Below are 16,991 nucleotides of genomic sequence, written 5' to 3'. Positions count from 1 at the left end.
TCCCGGCGGGTCGTACCGCCACGGTACGCGCGCCGGGTCGCCGTGGATGCGGGCATCGGGCAGTTCCCTATCCTGCATCGGCCGTCACGGCGAACGGGGGTCCCGGCCTCCTGCAGAATTGGCCGTCCGCCCGCTCGCGGTCGTCCCGCCGTAGTGACTCGGCGGGCAACGTTTCAGCAGGTCAGCGTCTGGGACGTCCCGGGATGAGGCCACTTCTGCGTCAACTGTGGCCGGACATCGCGCCGAAGCCGCAGTCTCGTTGCGGAGCCGGCCGGTGTGGTCGGTTCCGTTCATCGCACGTCAGACGACTGCGACCCAACTCCACCTGACAGCCTCCGTTTTGCGACGTTCAAGTAGCTTTACCCTTTTTGTCAAACAGATAACTGAATGAGGTAGATCGTGGTAGAGAAAGCTTCCGCCGGAGCGTCGGATGTCGTGGTCACCGGACTCGGAGCGGTCACGCCCCTGGGCGCCAACGTCACCTCCAGCTGGCAGGGCATGCTGGAAGGCCGGTCAGGAGCCCGGGTTTTGAACGAACCGTGGGCCCATGAGTTGCCGGTGCGGATCGCCGCACCCGCGGCCGTGGACCCCGCGGCAGCCCTCCCGCCCGCGCAGGCGCGCCGGATGGACCGCGTCACGCAGCTAGCGCTGATGGCCGTACACGAAGCCTGGGCGGACGCCGGCCTCGATACCGCTACGGAGCTGGACACCGAGCGGCTCTCGGTCGCGGTCTCCTCCACCATCGGCGTAGAGACCATGCTCGCTGCGCATCAGACGCTCCAGACCAAGGGCTGGAAGCACATGTCGCCCTACGCGGTGCCCTCCCTGCTGCCCAACAGCTCGGCGGCGCAGATAGCCATCCAGTACGGCGCCCAGGGCAGTGCCCATGCGCCGGTGAGCGCCTGTGCCTCGGGGACCGAGGCCATCGGGCTGGCGGCGGACATGATTCGCTTGGGCCGGGCCGACGTCGTGATCGCCGGCGGCGCCGAGGCGCCGATCCACCCGTTCGGCCTGGGCGGGTTCGCCGCCATGCGTGCCCTTTCCCGACGTAACGACGACCCGCAGGGTGCCTCCCGCCCTTTCGCCAAGAGCCGGGACGGTTTCCTGCTCGGCGAGGGCGCGGGCATCGTGATCCTTGAGTCGCAGGCCCATGCCCGCGCCCGCGGTGCCCGGGTCTACGGCCGGATCCTCGGTATCGGAATGTCTGTCGACGGGCACCGCATCGCCCAGCCGCAGCCCGAGGGACTCGGTGCGGCCAAAGCCATCACCCGGGCGCTCGCCGACGCCGGCCTGTCGGTCACCGACATCGCCCATGTCAACGCCCACGCCACCTCCACACCGGCCGGAGACCTCGCCGAAGCCCGCGCCCTACATCGTGTGTGCGGCGCCCACACCGACCAGATCGCCGTCTCGGCTCCCAAGTCCATGATCGGACACCTGCAGAGCGGCTCCGGCCCCGTCGAGGCGATCACCACCCTGTTGGCCCTCTACCACCGCGTCGTGCCCCCGACCCTCAACGCAGAAGAGACCGACGACGCAATCGGCTTGGACATAGTGACCGGATCCCCGCGCCAACTTCCTCAAGGACCACTGGCGGCCCTGAGCAACTCTTTCGGCTTCGGCGGCCATAACGCCACCTTGGTCCTCGCTTCCTGAACGGCCTCGCCCGCGGGTGATAGATCTGCCCATGACCAGCAGGTTCACTCCACTCCCACGCTGCCGCTGATGGTCAGGTCGCCCGGCAATCTCACCCACGGGAAGCCGACTGGCCCGCCCCGCCGCCTACACCCCCACCCTGAACCGCACCGGCGACGGCTGGGACCTGCGGCTCTCCCGGTAACGTTGTCGCTGCCGCTCACGCACATTGCCCGGAGCGCTTCAGCGTTCCCGGGCGATGTCGTCTCTGGGGGCCGGATCAGCGCCTATCAACTTCTGTCAGCAACACCGGTTCCCTGATCCGTTCCTACCCGGACCCCCTACTCGGTGGCGCCGCTCAGCAGCGTCTGAAGGTCCTCGTCCGTCATTCCCAAGGCCACCAGGAGTGCGCGGATCTCGCTGACGTGTCCCTGGAGCAGGTCGCACATCTCGCCCTCCCGCTCCTCGTGACGGACTCGCCCGCCGAGCGCCGCGCGGACACCGAACCGCTCGCGCAGCCGGTAGTACGTGTTGATGTAGTCCAGCTGGCTGGCCTGGCGGGTCCGGGTGTCGACGGTGCTGCCCGGGTCGTCGTAGTCGTCGTACGGCACGGATTCCTCCTGATGAGGGGTGTCGGGGTGTATGTGCGGGTTGACTGCGGAACACTGACGGCTCGGGTCCCCGGCAGCTGACATGCCGGGGACCCGAGCCGGAGGCGGTCGCGGCCGTGGTCGACGCGGGCTACCTGCCCGAAGACGACCAGGAACTGCTCCCGCTGCTCTTCCTCACCCGGCAGTTCGAGCGGTACGACCGCGAAGACCCGAACGGCACACGGCTACGCGCCGTCCTCGCCGAGAAGCCTTACCAGTACGAGCACAAGCATTTCCGGACCGTCGCAAAGCGGGCGAGACGCCCAGATCCCTGGCCGCCCAAGCAACCGTCGCCGCCGGGTGACCGAACGCCGACCCGGCACGCCACCACGTGGCCGAGCAGCTTCGGCGGCCACTTCTGAGCCGAAGGGTCCGGCATCGGCACATCATGCCGATCGTTCCGATGGCCTCGCCGCTGTAGGAGCCCGAACCCAGTTGTCCTGTCGCAGTGAGCCTGTCAGATGACGAGCCCCTGACCTGCTGTGGTGCCAGATCGTTTGAGATCGCCGCGAACCGCTGTTCTCAACCGATCTGGCTTTCGCGGAAGCCTCGTTCGCGATAGAGGCAGAACCGCCAGCAGCACCGATAGGGTAACCGCGTGGATCAGGACGAACGGCTACTTCACGCCGCGTCGTTCGGCGCAGCGGCGGTCGCCTACGCCGAGCACCGCCCGGACTACGCGCAGGCCGCGGTGCGCTGGGCGCTTGAGCCCGCGCCGGGCCCGCGCGTGCTAGACCTCGGCGCCGGAACCGGCAAGTTAACCGCCGCGCTGGTCGCGCTGGGTGCCGACGTCATCGCGGTCGAGCCCGACCCGGCGATGCTGACCGAGCTGCGCCGCGCGCTGCCGACTGTCTGTGCCCTGCCGGGTAGTGCCGAGGCGATACCGCTGCCGGACGCGTCCGTCGATGCCGTGCTGGCCGGCAACGCCATGCACTGGTTCGACATGGCCGTCGCGGGACCCGAGATCGCCAGGGTCCTCGCACCCGGCGGCATCCTGGCCGGTCTGTGGAACGTCATGGACGACCGGGTCGAGTGGGTTGCCGGGCTCGCGCGGGTCAGCGGGAGCGCGGCCATCGGCCCGCGTGACACGCCCACCAGCTGGCGCGCCGAGACGGCCGACATGCACCTTCCCAAGACCGGCGTGGCTGCCCGGTTCGACTCGCCGGCGCAGGCCGAGTTCCCGCACGGGCAACGCCGCACCGCCGACTCCCTCGTCGCGACCATCGCGACGCGCGCGGGGGTGCTGGTCATGCCACAACAGGAACAGGAAGCCACGCTGGGCCGGATCCATGCTTTCCTCGCGAGTAGACCGGAGACCGCCCGCGGCGAGTTCACTCTTCCGATGCTGACCGGCGTGCTGCGCGTCCGGCGGCTGTGAAGCATCACGTCGACAACGATCGATGACACGCCGCACGCACGCCGTCCTGTCGCAGTGAGCCTGTCAGGTGGCGAGCCCCTGACCTGCTGTGGTGCCAGATCGTTTGAGCACGGACTCGAACGGGACCCGCGCCACCGCCTCAAGTACGGACTTCCTCAGCCCGCCGCCCTCGCCGTCAGCCCACTCGACATCGACCAGCCCCAGGTCCATCGCCACCCTCGGCTCGCTGCACCTACCGAAAGCGACCGTGACACCAGCCGCAAACGGCGGCGATCACCCCCAGCGCCGCCAGGCCGCAGTCATGGGCGTGGGGTCAGCCTGCTCTGCCGCACTCAGAGAGCGTCTTGATCTCTACGCCCTTTTCTGTCGCCCACGTGGTGGTCCCCTCGTTGACGGCGACCTTGTTGTTGGTGGCGGCCTCGAACCCGTCCAGCGATTCCAGGCTTCCCGATGCGCGGCGGAGCCAGGTTCGTCCGTCGGCGTCCCTGAAGGCGAGCCCTGCCAGCCCGAAGAGGCCCCCTCTGTTGTGATGAAGTGCCTTCTGGATGTCCTCGCTGAACTTCGTGATTGGCATGTTCAGGCGGGTGCAGGGCGGGAGGGCTCCGATCCCCAGCGCCTCCTCGCGACCTTCCTCGCTCAGGTCGTCCGCGGTGGAGACATACATGTAGGCCCACGCGGGGTCTAGGGAGCGGTTCGCAAGGACGACGCGCGTCGGCTGTGCACCTTCGACCCATATCGAGATGCGGGAGGCTTGTGCGCGCTCGGACTTCTCGCGGTCCTCGCGTGACTGGGTTAGCTGATCGTCTGCGACCTGAGCCGCCTTGTACGTTCCCCACGCGGTGATCGAGAGGCTCGCCGCAGCTACAACCGCGGCGAGAACCGCGGTGTGCTTGGCCAGATCAGACCTGCGGTACCACCTGACAAACCTCTGGAGCGGCTTGGGTTCCTGGGCGGTGTCTGCACCAGGGGTCGGGGACGGATCTTCTGGGGCGGGATCTGTACCAGAGACCGGGGGAATAGGCGGGCGGGGCCCCACCCGGCGAACCTGTAACCGAACACGACGCTGAGACACTTGACCTCACAATCTCGCGAGACATAACCAAAACCAGGGTCCATGCTGCGGCTCGTGACGAGACACGGTGGCTTCGTAAGCGAGAGCGTCCTCCCACATACAAAGCCAGACACGGCGTTTGCGGCTGGTGACGCGGTTCTTACCGGCCCGTCGTCGCCTACCGAAAGCGACCGTGACAGGTACAGCGAGAACCGGACCAGAGAAGTGAGATAAAACCCCATGAACGAAGCAAACGCCGCCGCTCAGCATGCGCCACAGCGAGAATCCGACAGCACGAATGAGAACGAGTGAGAATCCGCCAGCGCCATTGCGACAGGACACCAGTGCCGCTGTCGCGGAGCCGTCGTCGTTCAGGCGCAGTGACAACAAGTCTGCCTATGTGACAACTATCGTGCTTCGGCTCAGGTCGCGAATTCGGCGGAATCCATGCGCTTCCTTATTTCAGGTCGAAGTCGATGTAATCAATGTCGTTGAGGGAGACATCTGAGAGTCCTATAGCGCGGCTTCCGCCGTCTTGGAAATAGATGTCCTTAAAGCCTTCGGCGATGATTTCACGCATCTGCTGGTCGCTGGCACCCGCTTCGCGGGCGTCGAACAGGCGCTGCGCGTACGCCGCGGGGAGGTGCACGGTGAGGCGGCGGAAGCGGCCGTCGTCGGTCGTGCCGACCGGCGCGGTGTAGCCGAACCGGGCCCGCGTCTCCACCGTGAGCCCGCCGGTGGCGGCGGCATGCCTGCGGCGGCGCTTGCGCACGCCGGGCTGCCAGCGGGAGCGCACCGCCCCGTCGATCTTCGACGCGATGTCCTTCGGCGGGTGCTTACGAGCGCCGCGCCGGTAGCGGTTGACCGAGTCGGCGGTGACACCGATCTCCGCCGCGACGGCCTTCGCGCTGCCCAGCTGCCGCACCAGAAAGTTGATCTGGCCCTTGAGTGTCTTGGGCGGCTCCTGGGTGAAGGTCTCTTGTTCGGCACGCGCGATGGCGTCGTCGATCTCTCCCACGGTTCAGCTCCCTTCGGGGGTCGGGTCCTGGCCGTCGGGGTCAACGAGCCGGAACCAGGTCTCGCGCGTCTCGCGCAGGTCGTGCCGCCACAGCGCGAACCGCGGAGACGTCCGGCGGGTGCGCAGGGCGAGCTGCAGAGCCTCCATGCGCGCTTCCAGCCGGTCCAGCGTCCGCTCCTGTTCGGCGTCGGCTTCGAGCCGCGCGCTGCTGGTGTCGACGTCGCTCACGGTCCTACTCGCCCTCGTCGAGGACGGCGTCGCCGCCCTTGATGTGGCGGGCCGGGTTGAGGCCCTGCTCCATCAGGTCGACCGCCCAGGCCATCTCCTGGACGCCCTCCAGCTTGGCCAGGCCCGGGGTGGGTCCGAGGCGGAAGCCGCCCGGCTGCGGCTTGCCGGAGGCGGCGTAGGGCAGGAAGTCCAGCGGGCTGTCGCCCGGCGAGGGGTAGACGACGCAGTCGGACAGCACGGCCAGCGGGTACAGGCCGGTCATGTCCGCCATCTTGAGCAGCTTGCGGTGCATGTTGACCCGCGCCTTGCTGATGACGGCGGCACGGATGTCGGGGCGCCAGGTCGGGCGCTCCAGAGCCGGCCACCGCTCGCCCTCCTTGTAGTGCTTGCCCTGCGGGCCCTCGCGGAGCTTGCCGATGCCGCCCTTGACGGTGGCCTTGATCGCGGCGAGCACGGCGGCCAGGGCCGGGTCGGCCTCCTTGTGCCGCTCCATCGCCGCCAGGAACTCGGTGTCGCTCAGGCCCTTGGTGACGCCGAGGTCGGCGAGGGTGTCGACGTAGGCGGTCTTGAGCCGGTCGTGCCACGGGTCCAGGTACGCGCCGGTCTCGCGGCGCAGGTACGCCTCGATCGGGGCGACGTTGTGGCCGAGTTCCTGGGCGTAGGCGACGGTGTGCGTCTGGTACCAGGCCGGTCCGGTCGGGCGCTCGCCGGTCGGCGTGAACGGGCTGGGCAGGCGTGGGTCCAGTTCCACGTGGGAGAGGTCCACCAGCCAGGAGCCGGGGATCTTCGGGTTGAACTGCGGGGCGCGGAAGTGGTCCGGGGCGGACAGGCCGACCGTGAGCCGGGCGGCGGCGGCGAGGAATGCGGTGTTCAGGTCCAGGCCGACCGCCCAGGGGAGCAGGCACTCCTCATTGGTGAGCAGGTCCACCGGCCGCACCCACTGGTACGCCTCCTCGTTGAGGAAGCCACCGGTCCAGCCCTGCGCCACGGGGTGTTCGGGCCTGGCCTCCGGCGGGGCCGGGTCCATCGGCTCCGTCCCGAGGCTGCCGGGGTTGTGGCCGGGAACCCAGTTGCCGGTCGCTTCGTCCCGCACGGCGCGGGTGGGCGGGCGCAGCGCGGTCATCAGCTCCAGGCCCGAGACGGCCGTGCTGCCGCGCGGGGTGATGACCCGCTGGGCGTACACCCCGAGGACGCGGGCGACGTCGGCCGGCTCCATGTCCGCGACGCCGGGCCAGGCCCGCTCATCGAGGGCGTCCCAGGACAGGATCGCGAGCTGCACGCACTGCCGATCGCGGCCCTGCGCCTTGCGGTAGATCCGCGCCCAGGGGCCGAACCCGCGCTGCGTGAGCTGCCACTTCGCCTTGATGATCTGCTTGACCACCGGGTGGTCGGCGGGCAGGCGCAGGGAGCGGCGCTGCTCGTGGCCCTCCAGGCGCTCCGGCAGCCCGAGCTTCACGGCGGCCGCGGCGGTGAGCACGATCAGCGGATCGGCGTCCTTGCCGTAGCGGTTCAGCTTCGCGGCACCGAGACCGGACTCACGCAGCGTCCACTCCACCAGCTCTGGCACCGTGCGGGCGGGGCAGTCGAGCACGATCCCGTCCGTGCCGTACGCGGAACCGTCGCCGTCCAGCACGGCGAGCGGACCGTGCGGGAAGCGCGGGTCGACGGCGGGCTTGGCCGCCTTCTTCGCGGCCGGGCGCCGCGCCGACGTCGCCGGACGGCGCGATGTCGCCGGGCGCTCCGGCTCCGGCTCCGGCGCAGTCTCGGCGGCGGGAGCCGGGGCGGTCTGCACTTCTGCTTCGGGCGTGGCCGGGCGGGTGAACGTCTCCGGGACCGGCGCCGCCTGCGGCGCGGCCGGTGTGGGAGCCGGGGCGGCGCCGGGCGCGGGAAACTTCGCCGCCCAGCCGTTCAGCAGCCGCTGGTATGCCTCCAGGCGCGGCGACTTCGGCTCGCTCCTGCCGTTCTCGTAGTTCTTCACGGACTGCACCGACGTCTTCAGCGCGGCCGCGAGGCGGGCCTGGGTGATGCCGGCGGCCTCCCGCAGCCGGGCACGCTCCGCCGGGGGCGGTAGCTGCGGCTCCTCCTCCAGCAGGGCGTCGACCGCCGCGAACAGGTCTTCCTGAGATGCCATGTGTCTCTACCTCCACCCCGAATCCTAGCAGTATTTACCCTCTCTTTTAACCCGTTTCTGTACTCGTTTGGGTGATGCTCGGCGCGGCGGAGGCCTGACGGCGTTCAGGTAGCCACTGGGCTTGATTCATCTGACACTTCGGGGCGACTCACTCTCCCATCAACCATCCAGGAGAGTTAATGAACAGGTTAAATAATGGGATAAGCTCTGCTAGGGTCCGGAATGGAGGTAGAGGCATGGCAACTCAGGACGAGCCGACCCGTTCGACGGCCGCGCAGCACAGCGCCGCCACCCCATGGACAGTTGAGGGTGGCGAGGCGTCCCCGCACCTGGTCGGACAGGTGTACGCCGTCTGCGAGGAGTCCTACGGAGCGGTGACCGCCACCAGCTGCGAGCGGTGGGACACGGAGCTTTCGCGAAAGCTGGTGGGGGTCGCGCTGCGGACCGTGCGCCTGGCGCAGCGGGCCGAGTATCCGCAGGCGCTGGAGACGTACCTGCGGGAGAACCGCGAACGGCTTCAGCGGCTGTGGCGCCGCTACGGGCCCGGCGGCATGTTCGCGCAGGAGCTCGTTCTGATCGGCCTGCCCGCGTGCTGCGTGCTGTGCGAGAGGATCGGCACCGCTCTGCTGTGGCTGCACGGGGTGTGGGGCCGGGAGGGTCATGAGGAGACCGCACGGGAGCGGCTCCACGACGCCTGGCTGTACGACACACCAGAAGGGGACGGCCGGTGACCGGGATCAAGCTGCGTGACCATCAGGTCGAGGCCGTGGCCGCGATCGTGCGGGGGCTGGACATCCCATTCGGGGGGGATCCCCCCGAACGGTCTGCGGGGGCAGGTGCATGCCGCGTGCGGGACGGGCAAGACCGTCATCGCGGCCGCGGCGGCGAAGCGGATCGCGCCCAAGGGGCGGGTTCTGGTTCTGGTGCCGACGCTGGACCTGCTGACCCAGACCGTGCGGGCGTGGCGCGCGGCCGGCCACAAGGGTCCGGCGGTGGCGGTGTGTTCGCTCCATGACGACCCGGAGCTGTGGACCCTGAAGGTGAGGTGCACCACCAACCCGATCCAGCTGGCGCTGTGGCACGGCGACGGGCCCATCACCATCTACGCCACGTACGCCTCGCTCGGTGTCCTGGCGGAGGCCTTCGAAGGCGCCTACGGCCAGCAGTTGGACCCGATGGACCTGGTGTGCGTGGACGAGGCGCACCGGACCAGCGGTTCGATGGGGAAGGCGTGGGCCGCCGTCCACGACCAGAACACCATCCCGGCGGCCCGGCGGCTGTATCTGACCGCGACGCCGCGGATCTGGCAGGAGCGCCCTGCGCACTGGGAGGTCGCCGAGGGGGTGCGGGACGCGCTGCCGCAGGAGATGGCGGCCTCCATGGACGACGAAGAAGTCTTCGGTCCCGTGCTCTACAAGCTCTCCCTGGCCTCGGCGGTCTCCCGCGGGCTGCTCGCCCGCTACCAGATCATCGTCATGGAACTTCGGGACCCGGTCGTCACCCCGGAGCGGCTGATGGGCGAGGAACGGCGCAGCGAGGAGGTGCGCGGTCAGCGGCTCGGAGCGCTCCACGCCGGGCTGCTGCGGACCATGGCGGAACACGGCCTCAGCACCTGCATCACCTTCCACCACCGCACGATCGAGGCGCAGGCCTATGCGGAGGGACTGGAGCGCGTCGCGGCGAAACTGCACGCCGACCAGCCGGAGCAGTATCCGGCGCAGATCTGGGCCGACTGGCTGTGCGGCGAGCACGAAGCGGAGCACCGGCGCTCGGTCCTGGGCAAGTTCGGCATCACCGCCCTGCGGGCGGTGCTCTCCAACTGCCGTGTTCTGGGCGAGGGCGTGGATATCCGGGCCGTGGACAGTGTCGCTCTGATGGACCCCAAAGGGGCGCCCCACGACATCGTCCAGGCCATCGGCCGTGCTCTGCGGCAAAAGCCCGGACAGCGGAAGCTGGCCTCGCTGATCGTGCCGGTGTTCCTCCAGCCGGGCGAGCAGCCGGAGGACATGTTCACCTCCGCCTCCTACCGGCCCCTGGTGCAGGTTCTCCAAGGACTTAGGGCGCACGACGAAGAGGCCGTGGAACTGCTCGCCATCCCGCAGGAGCCGCAGAAGGCCGACGTGCAGCCGTCCCAGTCCATCGGCACGCCGCCGGAGGAAGACGAGGACGAATCCCGTCTGCTGCTGCGCTTCGCGGCACCGCGAGACCCGAACACGGTCGCGGACTGGGTGTCCTTCAACGTGATCGACACCGAACGCCAGGACTGGGCCCGCGGCTGGGCAGCATTGAAGAAGTTCAGCGAGCGCGAGCTTCATGCCCGAGTCCCCTACGGACACCGGGAGGGGGCGCATCCCCTTGGGCAATGGGTGGCAGAACAACGAAGGGCCTACGGGGCGGGGCAGATGACCGGGCTGCGCGCCCGGCGGCTGGAGAAGCTCGGCATGGTCTGGTCCATCGCGGACGAACGCTTCCAGGAGAACCTGGCGGCGGCCCGCGCCTACTTCGAGGACCACTGGACGCTGTGCGCGCCCCGCACCGCCACCGCGCTGGACCGGAAGGTGGGACAGTGGCTGACCAACCTCCGCCGCCCCGGCGCACTGGCCGAACACCCCGAGTGGGACGCCGCGTTGAAGGAGATCGACCCGGACTGGAACCCCAAGTGGCCAACAGACTGGCAGCGGCACTACGCGGCCGTGCGCGAGATGCTCATGGAGGAGAGCGTGCCCGCGTACGTGGAACCGGGCGTCACAGTGCACGGCATGGACGTCGGCCGATGGCTCCACAAGCAGCGCCAGCACACTGTGTGGCAGGGGCTGAAGCCCGGGCAGCGCGAGCGCCTGGAACAGCTCGGCATCGTGCCTCTCCCACCGGAGCAGGAGGCGCCCACGACAGCCCGCAAGGCCGGTCCTGGTGCCTTCGAGCGGGGCCTTGAGGCCCTCCGCCAGTACAAGAACCGGGAAGGCCACCTGACCGTCCCCAGGGCCCACGTCGAGACGATCGTGGTCGACGGCCAGGAGCACACGGTGAAGCTGGGCGTCTTCCTGACGAACACCAAAACGAGGCGGGCCAAGCTGACCGCCGACAAGCTCCAGGCGCTGGCCGCCCTCGGACTCGGCTGGGCGGCATAGGCCATGAACACGAAGGGCGGGACGTCGTTGGACGACGTCCCGCCCTTCGTGTTCGCCCTGACGGGAGTCACGCCAAATGCGTGCCCCTTGCGTATGCCAGGCGGCAGAGCTCCGGCTACACGAGCTTCAGGCCGGCAGCCGCGACCCGATGCGTCCTACCAGCGACCCGTATTCATTGGGTGGTTGGTGACCGCACTGGGGTGTGACGTGATGCAGCCGCCGTTGACGCAGAGGGTGGTGTACTGCCCCGCCGCCGGTACGGCAGTACTCGACGCCTCCGACGGCTGCGTGAACTGTCCGCCCTGAAACAGTTCAGGGGATCCGGTGCTGCTGTCCGCGACGGCAACGCCCGAACCCAAAGCCAGCGTTGACGCGACTGCTGCCGCGGTGAAGACACCCGCCAAGAAACGCCTTCGCGTGCGCATAGATCCTCCAGGATCGTTCTTCGGTTTCATATCGACGCGCCAACGTCTTCCGTGGCGAGTACGGCGTGCCAGGCATCGCCCTGAGGTGCGCAGGCCCGACCGCAGGCGGTGACCACGCTGGCGTGTCACTGGACGCAGCCGCCGTTCACGCAGAGCACGGTGTACTGCCCCGCCGCCGGTACGGCAGTCCCCGATGCCTCCCACGGCTGCGCGAGCTGTCCGCCCACAACCAGTTCAGGGGATCCGGTGCCGCCGTCCGCGACAGCAGCACCCGAACCCAAAGCCAGCGTTGACACAACCGCCGCCGCGGTAAAGACACCCGCCAAGAAACGCTTCCGAGTACGCATAAACCCTCCAAAAACCATCCGCTGTTCGTTGCCCTGCCCGAAGGTGGTGAGCAGGTCGCGCAGCCCGCACGGGGCTGTACATTTCCATCCCTCCAGGAGCCCCCGGCGTCGGGTGAGCCGGCGGTCCGTGCCGCTTCCTGGGGCCACATCCTTCGGTCAACGGGCGGACCGCCGCCAGCTTTTCGAATATCCTCCAAACGCCGAGCACTGCCACGGGGGGAGCGGGATGACGGCGGAGCGCATCGTGCGGCTGGGTCCGTTGGAGCAGGTGCACGTCGAGGTGATCAGGCATCCCGGTGCCACACTGTTCACCTTGCTCTTGGGTGTTCTCGGTGATCATCCTGTCGAGGTACCTGATCTGTGGCGCAGGACCGTCCACAGCTCCGTTCCCGCCGCTGCCGTGCCCCTCGTCCGCACGTTGCTTTCCACGGCACATGTCGGCATACCGGACAGCCTGGCCCTGGTCTCCGAGCTGCGCAGCACGAAGATGTCGGCCGTCTTGGAGCAGCTGATGGCGCTCGGCCCCGACGAGTTCGCCGACGATATGGCGGCGCAATGTCCCGTCTCACCGCCTTTGGCCCTGCGGAAGGTTCTGGACTCGCCGGGTGACTACCTCACGGCCTACCAGCAGGTGGTCACCTCCGTCTGGGAGGCATTCGAGCCGTTATGGAAGCGGGCGGACGGGCTGATCGGACGGGAAATGGAACGCGTCGGGCTCGCCACCGTCACCGGCAGCCTCGCCCCGGTGCTGGCCGGCCTCAACTCCAAAGTCCCCTACCGCGACGGCGTATTGCAGCTGCCTCCCTTCGTCCACGGAGCACCCGCGGAACTCGGCAGTCGCCGCCTCATCCTCATGCCCCTGGCCTCCGGCCACCGGGCCGGCCTGTACGACCCCGTACACCCGGAACATCTCTTCATCGGCTACCCCCTGCCAGGCCTGGGCCACATCACCGGCGCCTCCCTGGACAGCCCCGCCCCGGCCGATGACGCGCTGGTCCTCATCCTGGGAGCCGTACGGGCAGCGATCCTACGGCAGCTGCCCCGCCACCCCACCGTCGGAGAACTCGCCCGCAGCCTGCACACCAGCCCCAGCACCGCCACCTACCACTGCGACCAGCTCGCCGCGGCAGGACTGCTGCAACGCGAACGACACGGCCAACACGTCCGCTTGCGAGCCACCGACCGTGGCATGGCCCTCCTCGAGCTCCTCTCCGCCACCCCAGCAGCCTGAGAATTCAGATCGTTCGTTCGCGGCTGTCGGCGGTCTCTGAGTGGTCGACGGCTACGTCCACGAGCGGCTGGCGATTTTCGCCAGTACGAAACACAGGATGGCGGGCCGGAACTGGGCCACCCGTTTCACCTACGGATGGATCATCCGGCTCGGTGTCTACCGCCTGACCGGAAACGTGCACAGGGCAACGGCGTGTGCCAGCCAGTGGACGATGTCGGAAAGCCGTGTGCGGGAGAACTGTATGCACGGTTTGAAGCGGCGGGGACCGGAAACGGAGCGTCAGCCACCGCGCCAGTCCCCGACCACATTCAGACCGGGTATAGGCAGAAGCACGGATCGAAGCGCGCGCTCGGAGTAGTCAGCAGAGTGCGCCGGCGTACCAGGCGTTGGTGAAGACGCTGGCCAGGCCGAGCTTGTGTTCACCCGGCCCGAAGCAGCCCAGTTGCGGGCCTCCGGTCGACCCCGACACCTCCACCCAGACCTGCACCCGGGTGACGGGGTCACAGTGGGTGTAGTACGCCATGATCCCGAGGATGTCGGTGTCGTAACCACAGTCCAGGGACGCCACGGAGGCCGGGCTGTTGATGCTCTCCGGCTTGCTGTCGGCTACTGCGCTCCCGGTCGTGAGTCCACCGGTGAACGCGGTCGTCAACGCGAAAACTGCGGTGACAGGCGCCAGTCTGCTCTTGAACATCGCTTTCCCTTCTGTTTGGTCAGCGGGAGATCGTGACGCACGGAAAGCCGTTGGCGTGCCAGGCACCCTGGCCGTACTCCTTCATGTCAGCGCATATCTGAGAGCCGTGCTTCATGTTGGCGTTGAGGTCGAAATCGACCCACACACGCCCAACCCCGCAACCCGCCACGCCATTGCGATGCCACTGCTGACCGTTCTCGTAGTAGCCCCAGAGGTGGAATTCCTTGTTGCAGATCCAGTAGCTCAGCCTGTCGTAGCTCCCACTCGCCCGGGAAACGAATAAGCCATTCCCGCCGACGTTGACGCAGACCACGCCCACAGTGGACCAGTCGGGCCGACAGCTGTCAGCTCCCTGAGTCGTCACTTCACCATCCGGCGAGAAAGCCAGCCAGCGCTCACCCGTGGTCTTGTCGGCAGAGGCCGGCGCGCTGGTGCTCTGCTGAGCAGCAGACGCCTGCAGACCCGTCGTTGCCGCGTTGGCGCCCGGCGCGAACATGAAGGCCAGCGCGACGAGCGAAATGACAGCTACCCAGAGTTTGCAGGGGTGCGCTGTCGAAGAATTGAGCCGTAACATCTTCTCCCTCTCTCATGGATATGCGGCCTCGTGCCCAAGGATCAGCGTGTTGTTTCAACCCGATTGATCCCCAGCGGCTCAAGGTGTCCCTATGGTCACGCCTCGTCCACCGTTCTTGAAGCTTTTCGAATTTTCTCGAAGTGTTCAGGTCAACGTTCGAGGGTGAGCAATAGTCGCTGAGTTCTCTGCCTCGCCCACGGCTGACCCGGCCTCGGGGAACATCGGTACAGCCGTTGGCGCTGAAAACGATCATGGTCCGGGCGGTGCGAGTGTGCTGACCCGGTTCTCGTACTCGCGGCGGGCCTTGCGCTGGGCCGGGATCGCTGGGACGCCCTGGGCGCCTTCGAGTGGCTGGCAACGGGCGAGGAGCTGGCGGTGCACGGCGCGTCATCAGCACGTCGACAGCCGCGGCGACCTTCTTCGCCGCCTTTCTCAGCTGCGGCAAGGCCTTGAGCTTGGCGTCATTGCCCATCCGCTCGGCCTTCGCGAACAGTTTGGTCGCCACCCTGCGCAGCGTCCCGACGAGCGAGGCACAGCTGCGCGGGTTCCTCATCGCCTGCGAGGTGCCGACGGCGAATCATCCGGCATGGATGGAGGCGTTCCAGAAGTGCATCTCTGGAACCGTCTCGGGTTTGCCGCGGACGCAACCCCAGCTGCGCATCAGCTCCGGGCTACGGCGCGGTGGTGCTGGCACAAGTCGAAGTCAGGGCCGGTTGAACCCAAGTGAGGTCGCGCACCGGTAGTCAGCTCTGAGAGGGCGGTAAGTGACGTGCTGCCCGTTTCGCGCTTGCAGTTGGGGCTGTCGGGCTGGTGGTGGCCTCTCCGGGGGGGCTATGGCCGTGGCTGGGTGAACAACCCTTGCTCGGACTCGATCAGGATCCCGCGTTCGACCAGCCGCTTGAGTTTCAGCCGGACGTTGTTGACGTTGCTGGGCGCGATCTCCAGATCCATCGCCTCGCAGACCGCACGCGCCCGCAGCGGAGCGTCGGCCGCGGCGAACACCGCCATGATCTGCCGGTAGGCCGGATGGTCCGGCAGCTTCGCGGCCGGCGGCGTCGGCGGGGACGGATCAGGCAGCGCCAGCAAGGTCTTGCGGGTGATGCGGACCTCCTCGGCGACCCGGTCCAACTCCTCCAATTGCGCGGTGAGTTCCGCGATGCGTCCCTGCGCGGCGATCTCGCGTTCTTGCTCCTCCAGGTGCGCCAGCACCGCTCCCAAGGTCAGCTCGCTGCCGCTCATGCGCCGCGCCAGGTAGGGGTGGAGGTCGCGGTGAGCATCCGGGCCATCCGGTCGCTTATGGCCCAGTACACTCTCGACTCGGCGGAGGCGGGCCGGTGCTCGTAGTCCCGTACCAGCCTGCGGTGCAGCATCATGATCCCGTTTACCTGCTCCACCACCCACCTCTTGGGCTGCGGGACGAACCCGCTGGTTGCCGGATTGCGCTCGACGACTTCGACGTCGATGCCCACCTTCTGGCCGTGGTCGATGACGGCGGTCTTGAACCCCTGGTCCACCAGGGCCTTCTGCACCGTGTCGGTGTCGGCGGCGACCTTGTCCAGCAAGGCGATGCCGGCGGCGTTGTCGTGCGCCGGCGCGGCCAGCACCACCACCGCGATCACCAGACCGAGAACATCAACTGCCAGGCCGCGCTTGCGGCCTGGGACTTTTTTTGCCGCGTCCCCTCCGGTGGTGTCGGCGGGCACCCCGACGGCCGCGTGCAGGCTCTGGGTGTCGAGCACCACCAGGCTCGGGTCGGCCTTGCGCCCCCGGCCCTCGCGGACCTGCCAACGCAGCAGATCGTGGACGGTCTGGTCGGTGCCGTCGTCGCGCCACTTGTAGAAGTAGTACTTCACCGCGCCGACCGGGGGCAGGTCGTGGGGTAGGTAGTCCCACTGGCAGCCGGTACGGGACTGGTAGAGCAGGGCGTTGACGATCTCCCGCATCTCGTAAGCGCCCTGGTGGCCGCTGACGGAGGGATGCTGAGCCTTCCAGGAGGCGATGACGGGCTCGATCAGGGCCCACCGCTCGTCGGATAAGTCGCTCTTGTAAGGCTGGCGGTCGCTCACGAAGAACACTCCAGCACGACAGCACTCCCCGATCAGTCCCGATACGCCTGTGCCACACGTTCCAGCGACAACAAACGGAGCATCACGTCACATACCGCCCTCTGAGAACAGGATCATCATCAGGGTCACTTTCTCCGACGGCCGGATCGTCGAGATGCTCGAGTACTACGGACAACTGGCCCACCAAGAGCTGTTGCGCACACTCGGTTTCACCTCCTGACCCTCGGCTTCTCGACCTGACGGACAGTGCCGTCGACCGGCACCGTCCCGCTTGGTCGCCCCGGCACCGTCCGCTGTCGGGCGAATCCCGGCGGCCGTGCCCGGCCGCGGCCGAGGCTAGGACTTGTCCGGTCGATCATGCTGCTGGTTAGGCTGCAAGCGTGTCCAAGACGTGCGTGAGTAACGAGACCAGCAGCATGGTCTGCCTATGGGTCG

General features: G+C 68.1%; 15 protein-coding genes and 1 pseudogene. 6 read left to right on the top strand and 10 right to left on the bottom strand.

The window, feature by feature from the left end; genetic code table 11:
- The first annotated feature begins 399 nt into the window (after positions 1 to 399).
- Positions 400 to 1,656 (top strand): beta-ketoacyl-[acyl-carrier-protein] synthase family protein, encoded by a 1,257-nt coding sequence (locus OP79_RS43000; RefSeq protein WP_033328579.1) that lies wholly within the window; start codon positions 400 to 402, stop codon positions 1,654 to 1,656.
- A 320-nt stretch (positions 1,657 to 1,976) separates the two neighbouring features.
- On the opposite strand, the gene OP79_RS42995 is transcribed toward OP79_RS43000, so the two are convergent.
- Positions 1,977 to 2,246, bottom strand: coding sequence for a hypothetical protein (locus OP79_RS42995; RefSeq protein WP_033328578.1), 270 nt, complete (start codon positions 2,244 to 2,246; stop codon positions 1,977 to 1,979).
- A gap of 116 nt (positions 2,247 to 2,362) precedes the next feature.
- Here OP79_RS42995 and OP79_RS42990 point away from each other — a divergent pair, with 116 nt between their 5' ends.
- Both OP79_RS42990 and OP79_RS42985 read left to right on the top strand, forming a co-directional pair.
- Complete coding sequence (locus OP79_RS42990) at positions 2,363 to 2,647, top strand: hypothetical protein (RefSeq protein ID WP_033328577.1); 285 nt, start codon at positions 2,363 to 2,365, stop codon at positions 2,645 to 2,647.
- Between the two features lie 236 nt (positions 2,648 to 2,883).
- A complete protein-coding gene (locus OP79_RS42985; RefSeq protein WP_033328576.1) occupies positions 2,884 to 3,663 on the top strand; it encodes a class I SAM-dependent methyltransferase in 780 nt (259 codons plus the stop codon).
- 63 nt (positions 3,664 to 3,726) lie between these two features.
- Here the strand turns inward: OP79_RS42985 and OP79_RS55645 are convergent, their stop codons facing one another.
- The 5 genes from OP79_RS55645 to tap all read right to left on the bottom strand — a co-directional run bounded on the left by OP79_RS55645 (position 3,727) and on the right by tap (position 8,091).
- Positions 3,727 to 3,879 (bottom strand): hypothetical protein, encoded by a 153-nt coding sequence (locus OP79_RS55645; protein ID WP_157857463.1) that lies wholly within the window; start codon positions 3,877 to 3,879, stop codon positions 3,727 to 3,729.
- Positions 3,880 to 3,976: 97 nt separating this feature from the next.
- Positions 3,977 to 4,699: a hypothetical protein gene (locus OP79_RS55640; protein WP_157857462.1), complete on the bottom strand. Its 723-nt coding sequence runs from the start codon at positions 4,697 to 4,699 to the stop codon at positions 3,977 to 3,979.
- A 472-nt stretch (positions 4,700 to 5,171) separates the two neighbouring features.
- On the bottom strand, positions 5,172 to 5,732 hold the full coding sequence (gene tpg / locus OP79_RS42975; protein WP_033328574.1) for a telomere-protecting terminal protein Tpg: 561 nt from the start codon (positions 5,730 to 5,732) through the stop codon (positions 5,172 to 5,174).
- Positions 5,733 to 5,735: 3 nt separating this feature from the next.
- The gene (locus OP79_RS42970) at positions 5,736 to 5,960 is read right to left on the bottom strand and encodes a hypothetical protein (RefSeq protein ID WP_033328573.1); all 225 of its coding nucleotides are present in this window, start codon (positions 5,958 to 5,960) and stop codon (positions 5,736 to 5,738) included.
- A 4-nt stretch (positions 5,961 to 5,964) separates the two neighbouring features.
- A complete protein-coding gene (gene tap / locus OP79_RS42965) occupies positions 5,965 to 8,091 on the bottom strand; it encodes a telomere-associated protein Tap (protein WP_033328572.1) in 2,127 nt (708 codons plus the stop codon).
- A 236-nt stretch (positions 8,092 to 8,327) separates the two neighbouring features.
- Here tap and OP79_RS42960 point away from each other — a divergent pair, with 236 nt between their 5' ends.
- From OP79_RS42960 to OP79_RS42950, 3 genes and pseudogenes are all read left to right on the top strand, one after another.
- Entirely contained in the window at positions 8,328 to 8,822 is a 495-nt protein-coding gene (locus tag OP79_RS42960; RefSeq protein ID WP_051745495.1) for a hypothetical protein, read from the top strand.
- Positions 8,819 to 11,219, top strand: a pseudogene (locus tag OP79_RS42955) (helicase associated domain-containing protein). Before OP79_RS42960 ends, OP79_RS42955 begins: the two are co-directional and overlap by 4 nt.
- Before the next feature lie 998 nt (positions 11,220 to 12,217).
- Positions 12,218 to 13,222 (top strand): ArsR/SmtB family transcription factor, encoded by a 1,005-nt coding sequence (locus OP79_RS42950; protein ID WP_033328571.1) that lies wholly within the window; start codon positions 12,218 to 12,220, stop codon positions 13,220 to 13,222.
- 358 nt (positions 13,223 to 13,580) lie between these two features.
- On the opposite strand, the gene OP79_RS42945 is transcribed toward OP79_RS42950, so the two are convergent.
- The 4 genes from OP79_RS42945 to OP79_RS42930 all read right to left on the bottom strand — a co-directional run bounded on the left by OP79_RS42945 (position 13,581) and on the right by OP79_RS42930 (position 16,556).
- Entirely contained in the window at positions 13,581 to 13,916 is a 336-nt protein-coding gene (locus OP79_RS42945; RefSeq protein ID WP_033328570.1) for a DUF6355 family natural product biosynthesis protein, read from the bottom strand.
- 19 nt (positions 13,917 to 13,935) lie between these two features.
- Positions 13,936 to 14,490 (bottom strand): hypothetical protein, encoded by a 555-nt coding sequence (locus OP79_RS42940; protein ID WP_033328569.1) that lies wholly within the window; start codon positions 14,488 to 14,490, stop codon positions 13,936 to 13,938.
- Between the two features lie 831 nt (positions 14,491 to 15,321).
- Positions 15,322 to 15,729 (bottom strand): hypothetical protein, encoded by a 408-nt coding sequence (locus tag OP79_RS42935; RefSeq protein ID WP_033328568.1) that lies wholly within the window; start codon positions 15,727 to 15,729, stop codon positions 15,322 to 15,324.
- Positions 15,726 to 16,556 (bottom strand): IS5 family transposase, encoded by an 831-nt coding sequence (locus tag OP79_RS42930; protein WP_033328592.1) that lies wholly within the window; start codon positions 16,554 to 16,556, stop codon positions 15,726 to 15,728. Before OP79_RS42930 ends, OP79_RS42935 begins: the two co-directional genes overlap by 4 nt.
- Between the last annotated feature and the right edge of the window lie 435 nt (positions 16,557 to 16,991).

It is taken from the genome of Streptomyces yerevanensis (genome assembly GCF_000716805.1).
In the GTDB taxonomy this organism is placed as follows: domain Bacteria; phylum Actinomycetota; class Actinomycetes; order Streptomycetales; family Streptomycetaceae; genus Streptomyces; species Streptomyces flaveus.
Note: the sequence above shows the minus strand (reverse complement) of the source record. Positions and strands in the feature narration are given on the sequence as shown.

Coding starts and splice junctions, on each gene's coding strand:
- tap (WP_033328572.1), bottom strand. CDS start 8,091: ATGGCATCTCAGGAAGACCTGTTCGCGGCGGTCGACGCCCTGCTGGAG.
- OP79_RS42940 (WP_033328569.1), bottom strand. CDS start 14,490: ATGTTACGGCTCAATTCTTCGACAGCGCACCCCTGCAAACTCTGGGTA.
- OP79_RS42935 (WP_033328568.1), bottom strand. CDS start 15,729: ATGAGCGGCAGCGAGCTGACCTTGGGAGCGGTGCTGGCGCACCTGGAG.
- OP79_RS42950 (WP_033328571.1), top strand. CDS start 12,218: ATGACGGCGGAGCGCATCGTGCGGCTGGGTCCGTTGGAGCAGGTGCAC.
- OP79_RS42945 (WP_033328570.1), bottom strand. CDS start 13,916: ATGTTCAAGAGCAGACTGGCGCCTGTCACCGCAGTTTTCGCGTTGACG.
- OP79_RS42960 (WP_051745495.1), top strand. CDS start 8,328: ATGGCAACTCAGGACGAGCCGACCCGTTCGACGGCCGCGCAGCACAGC.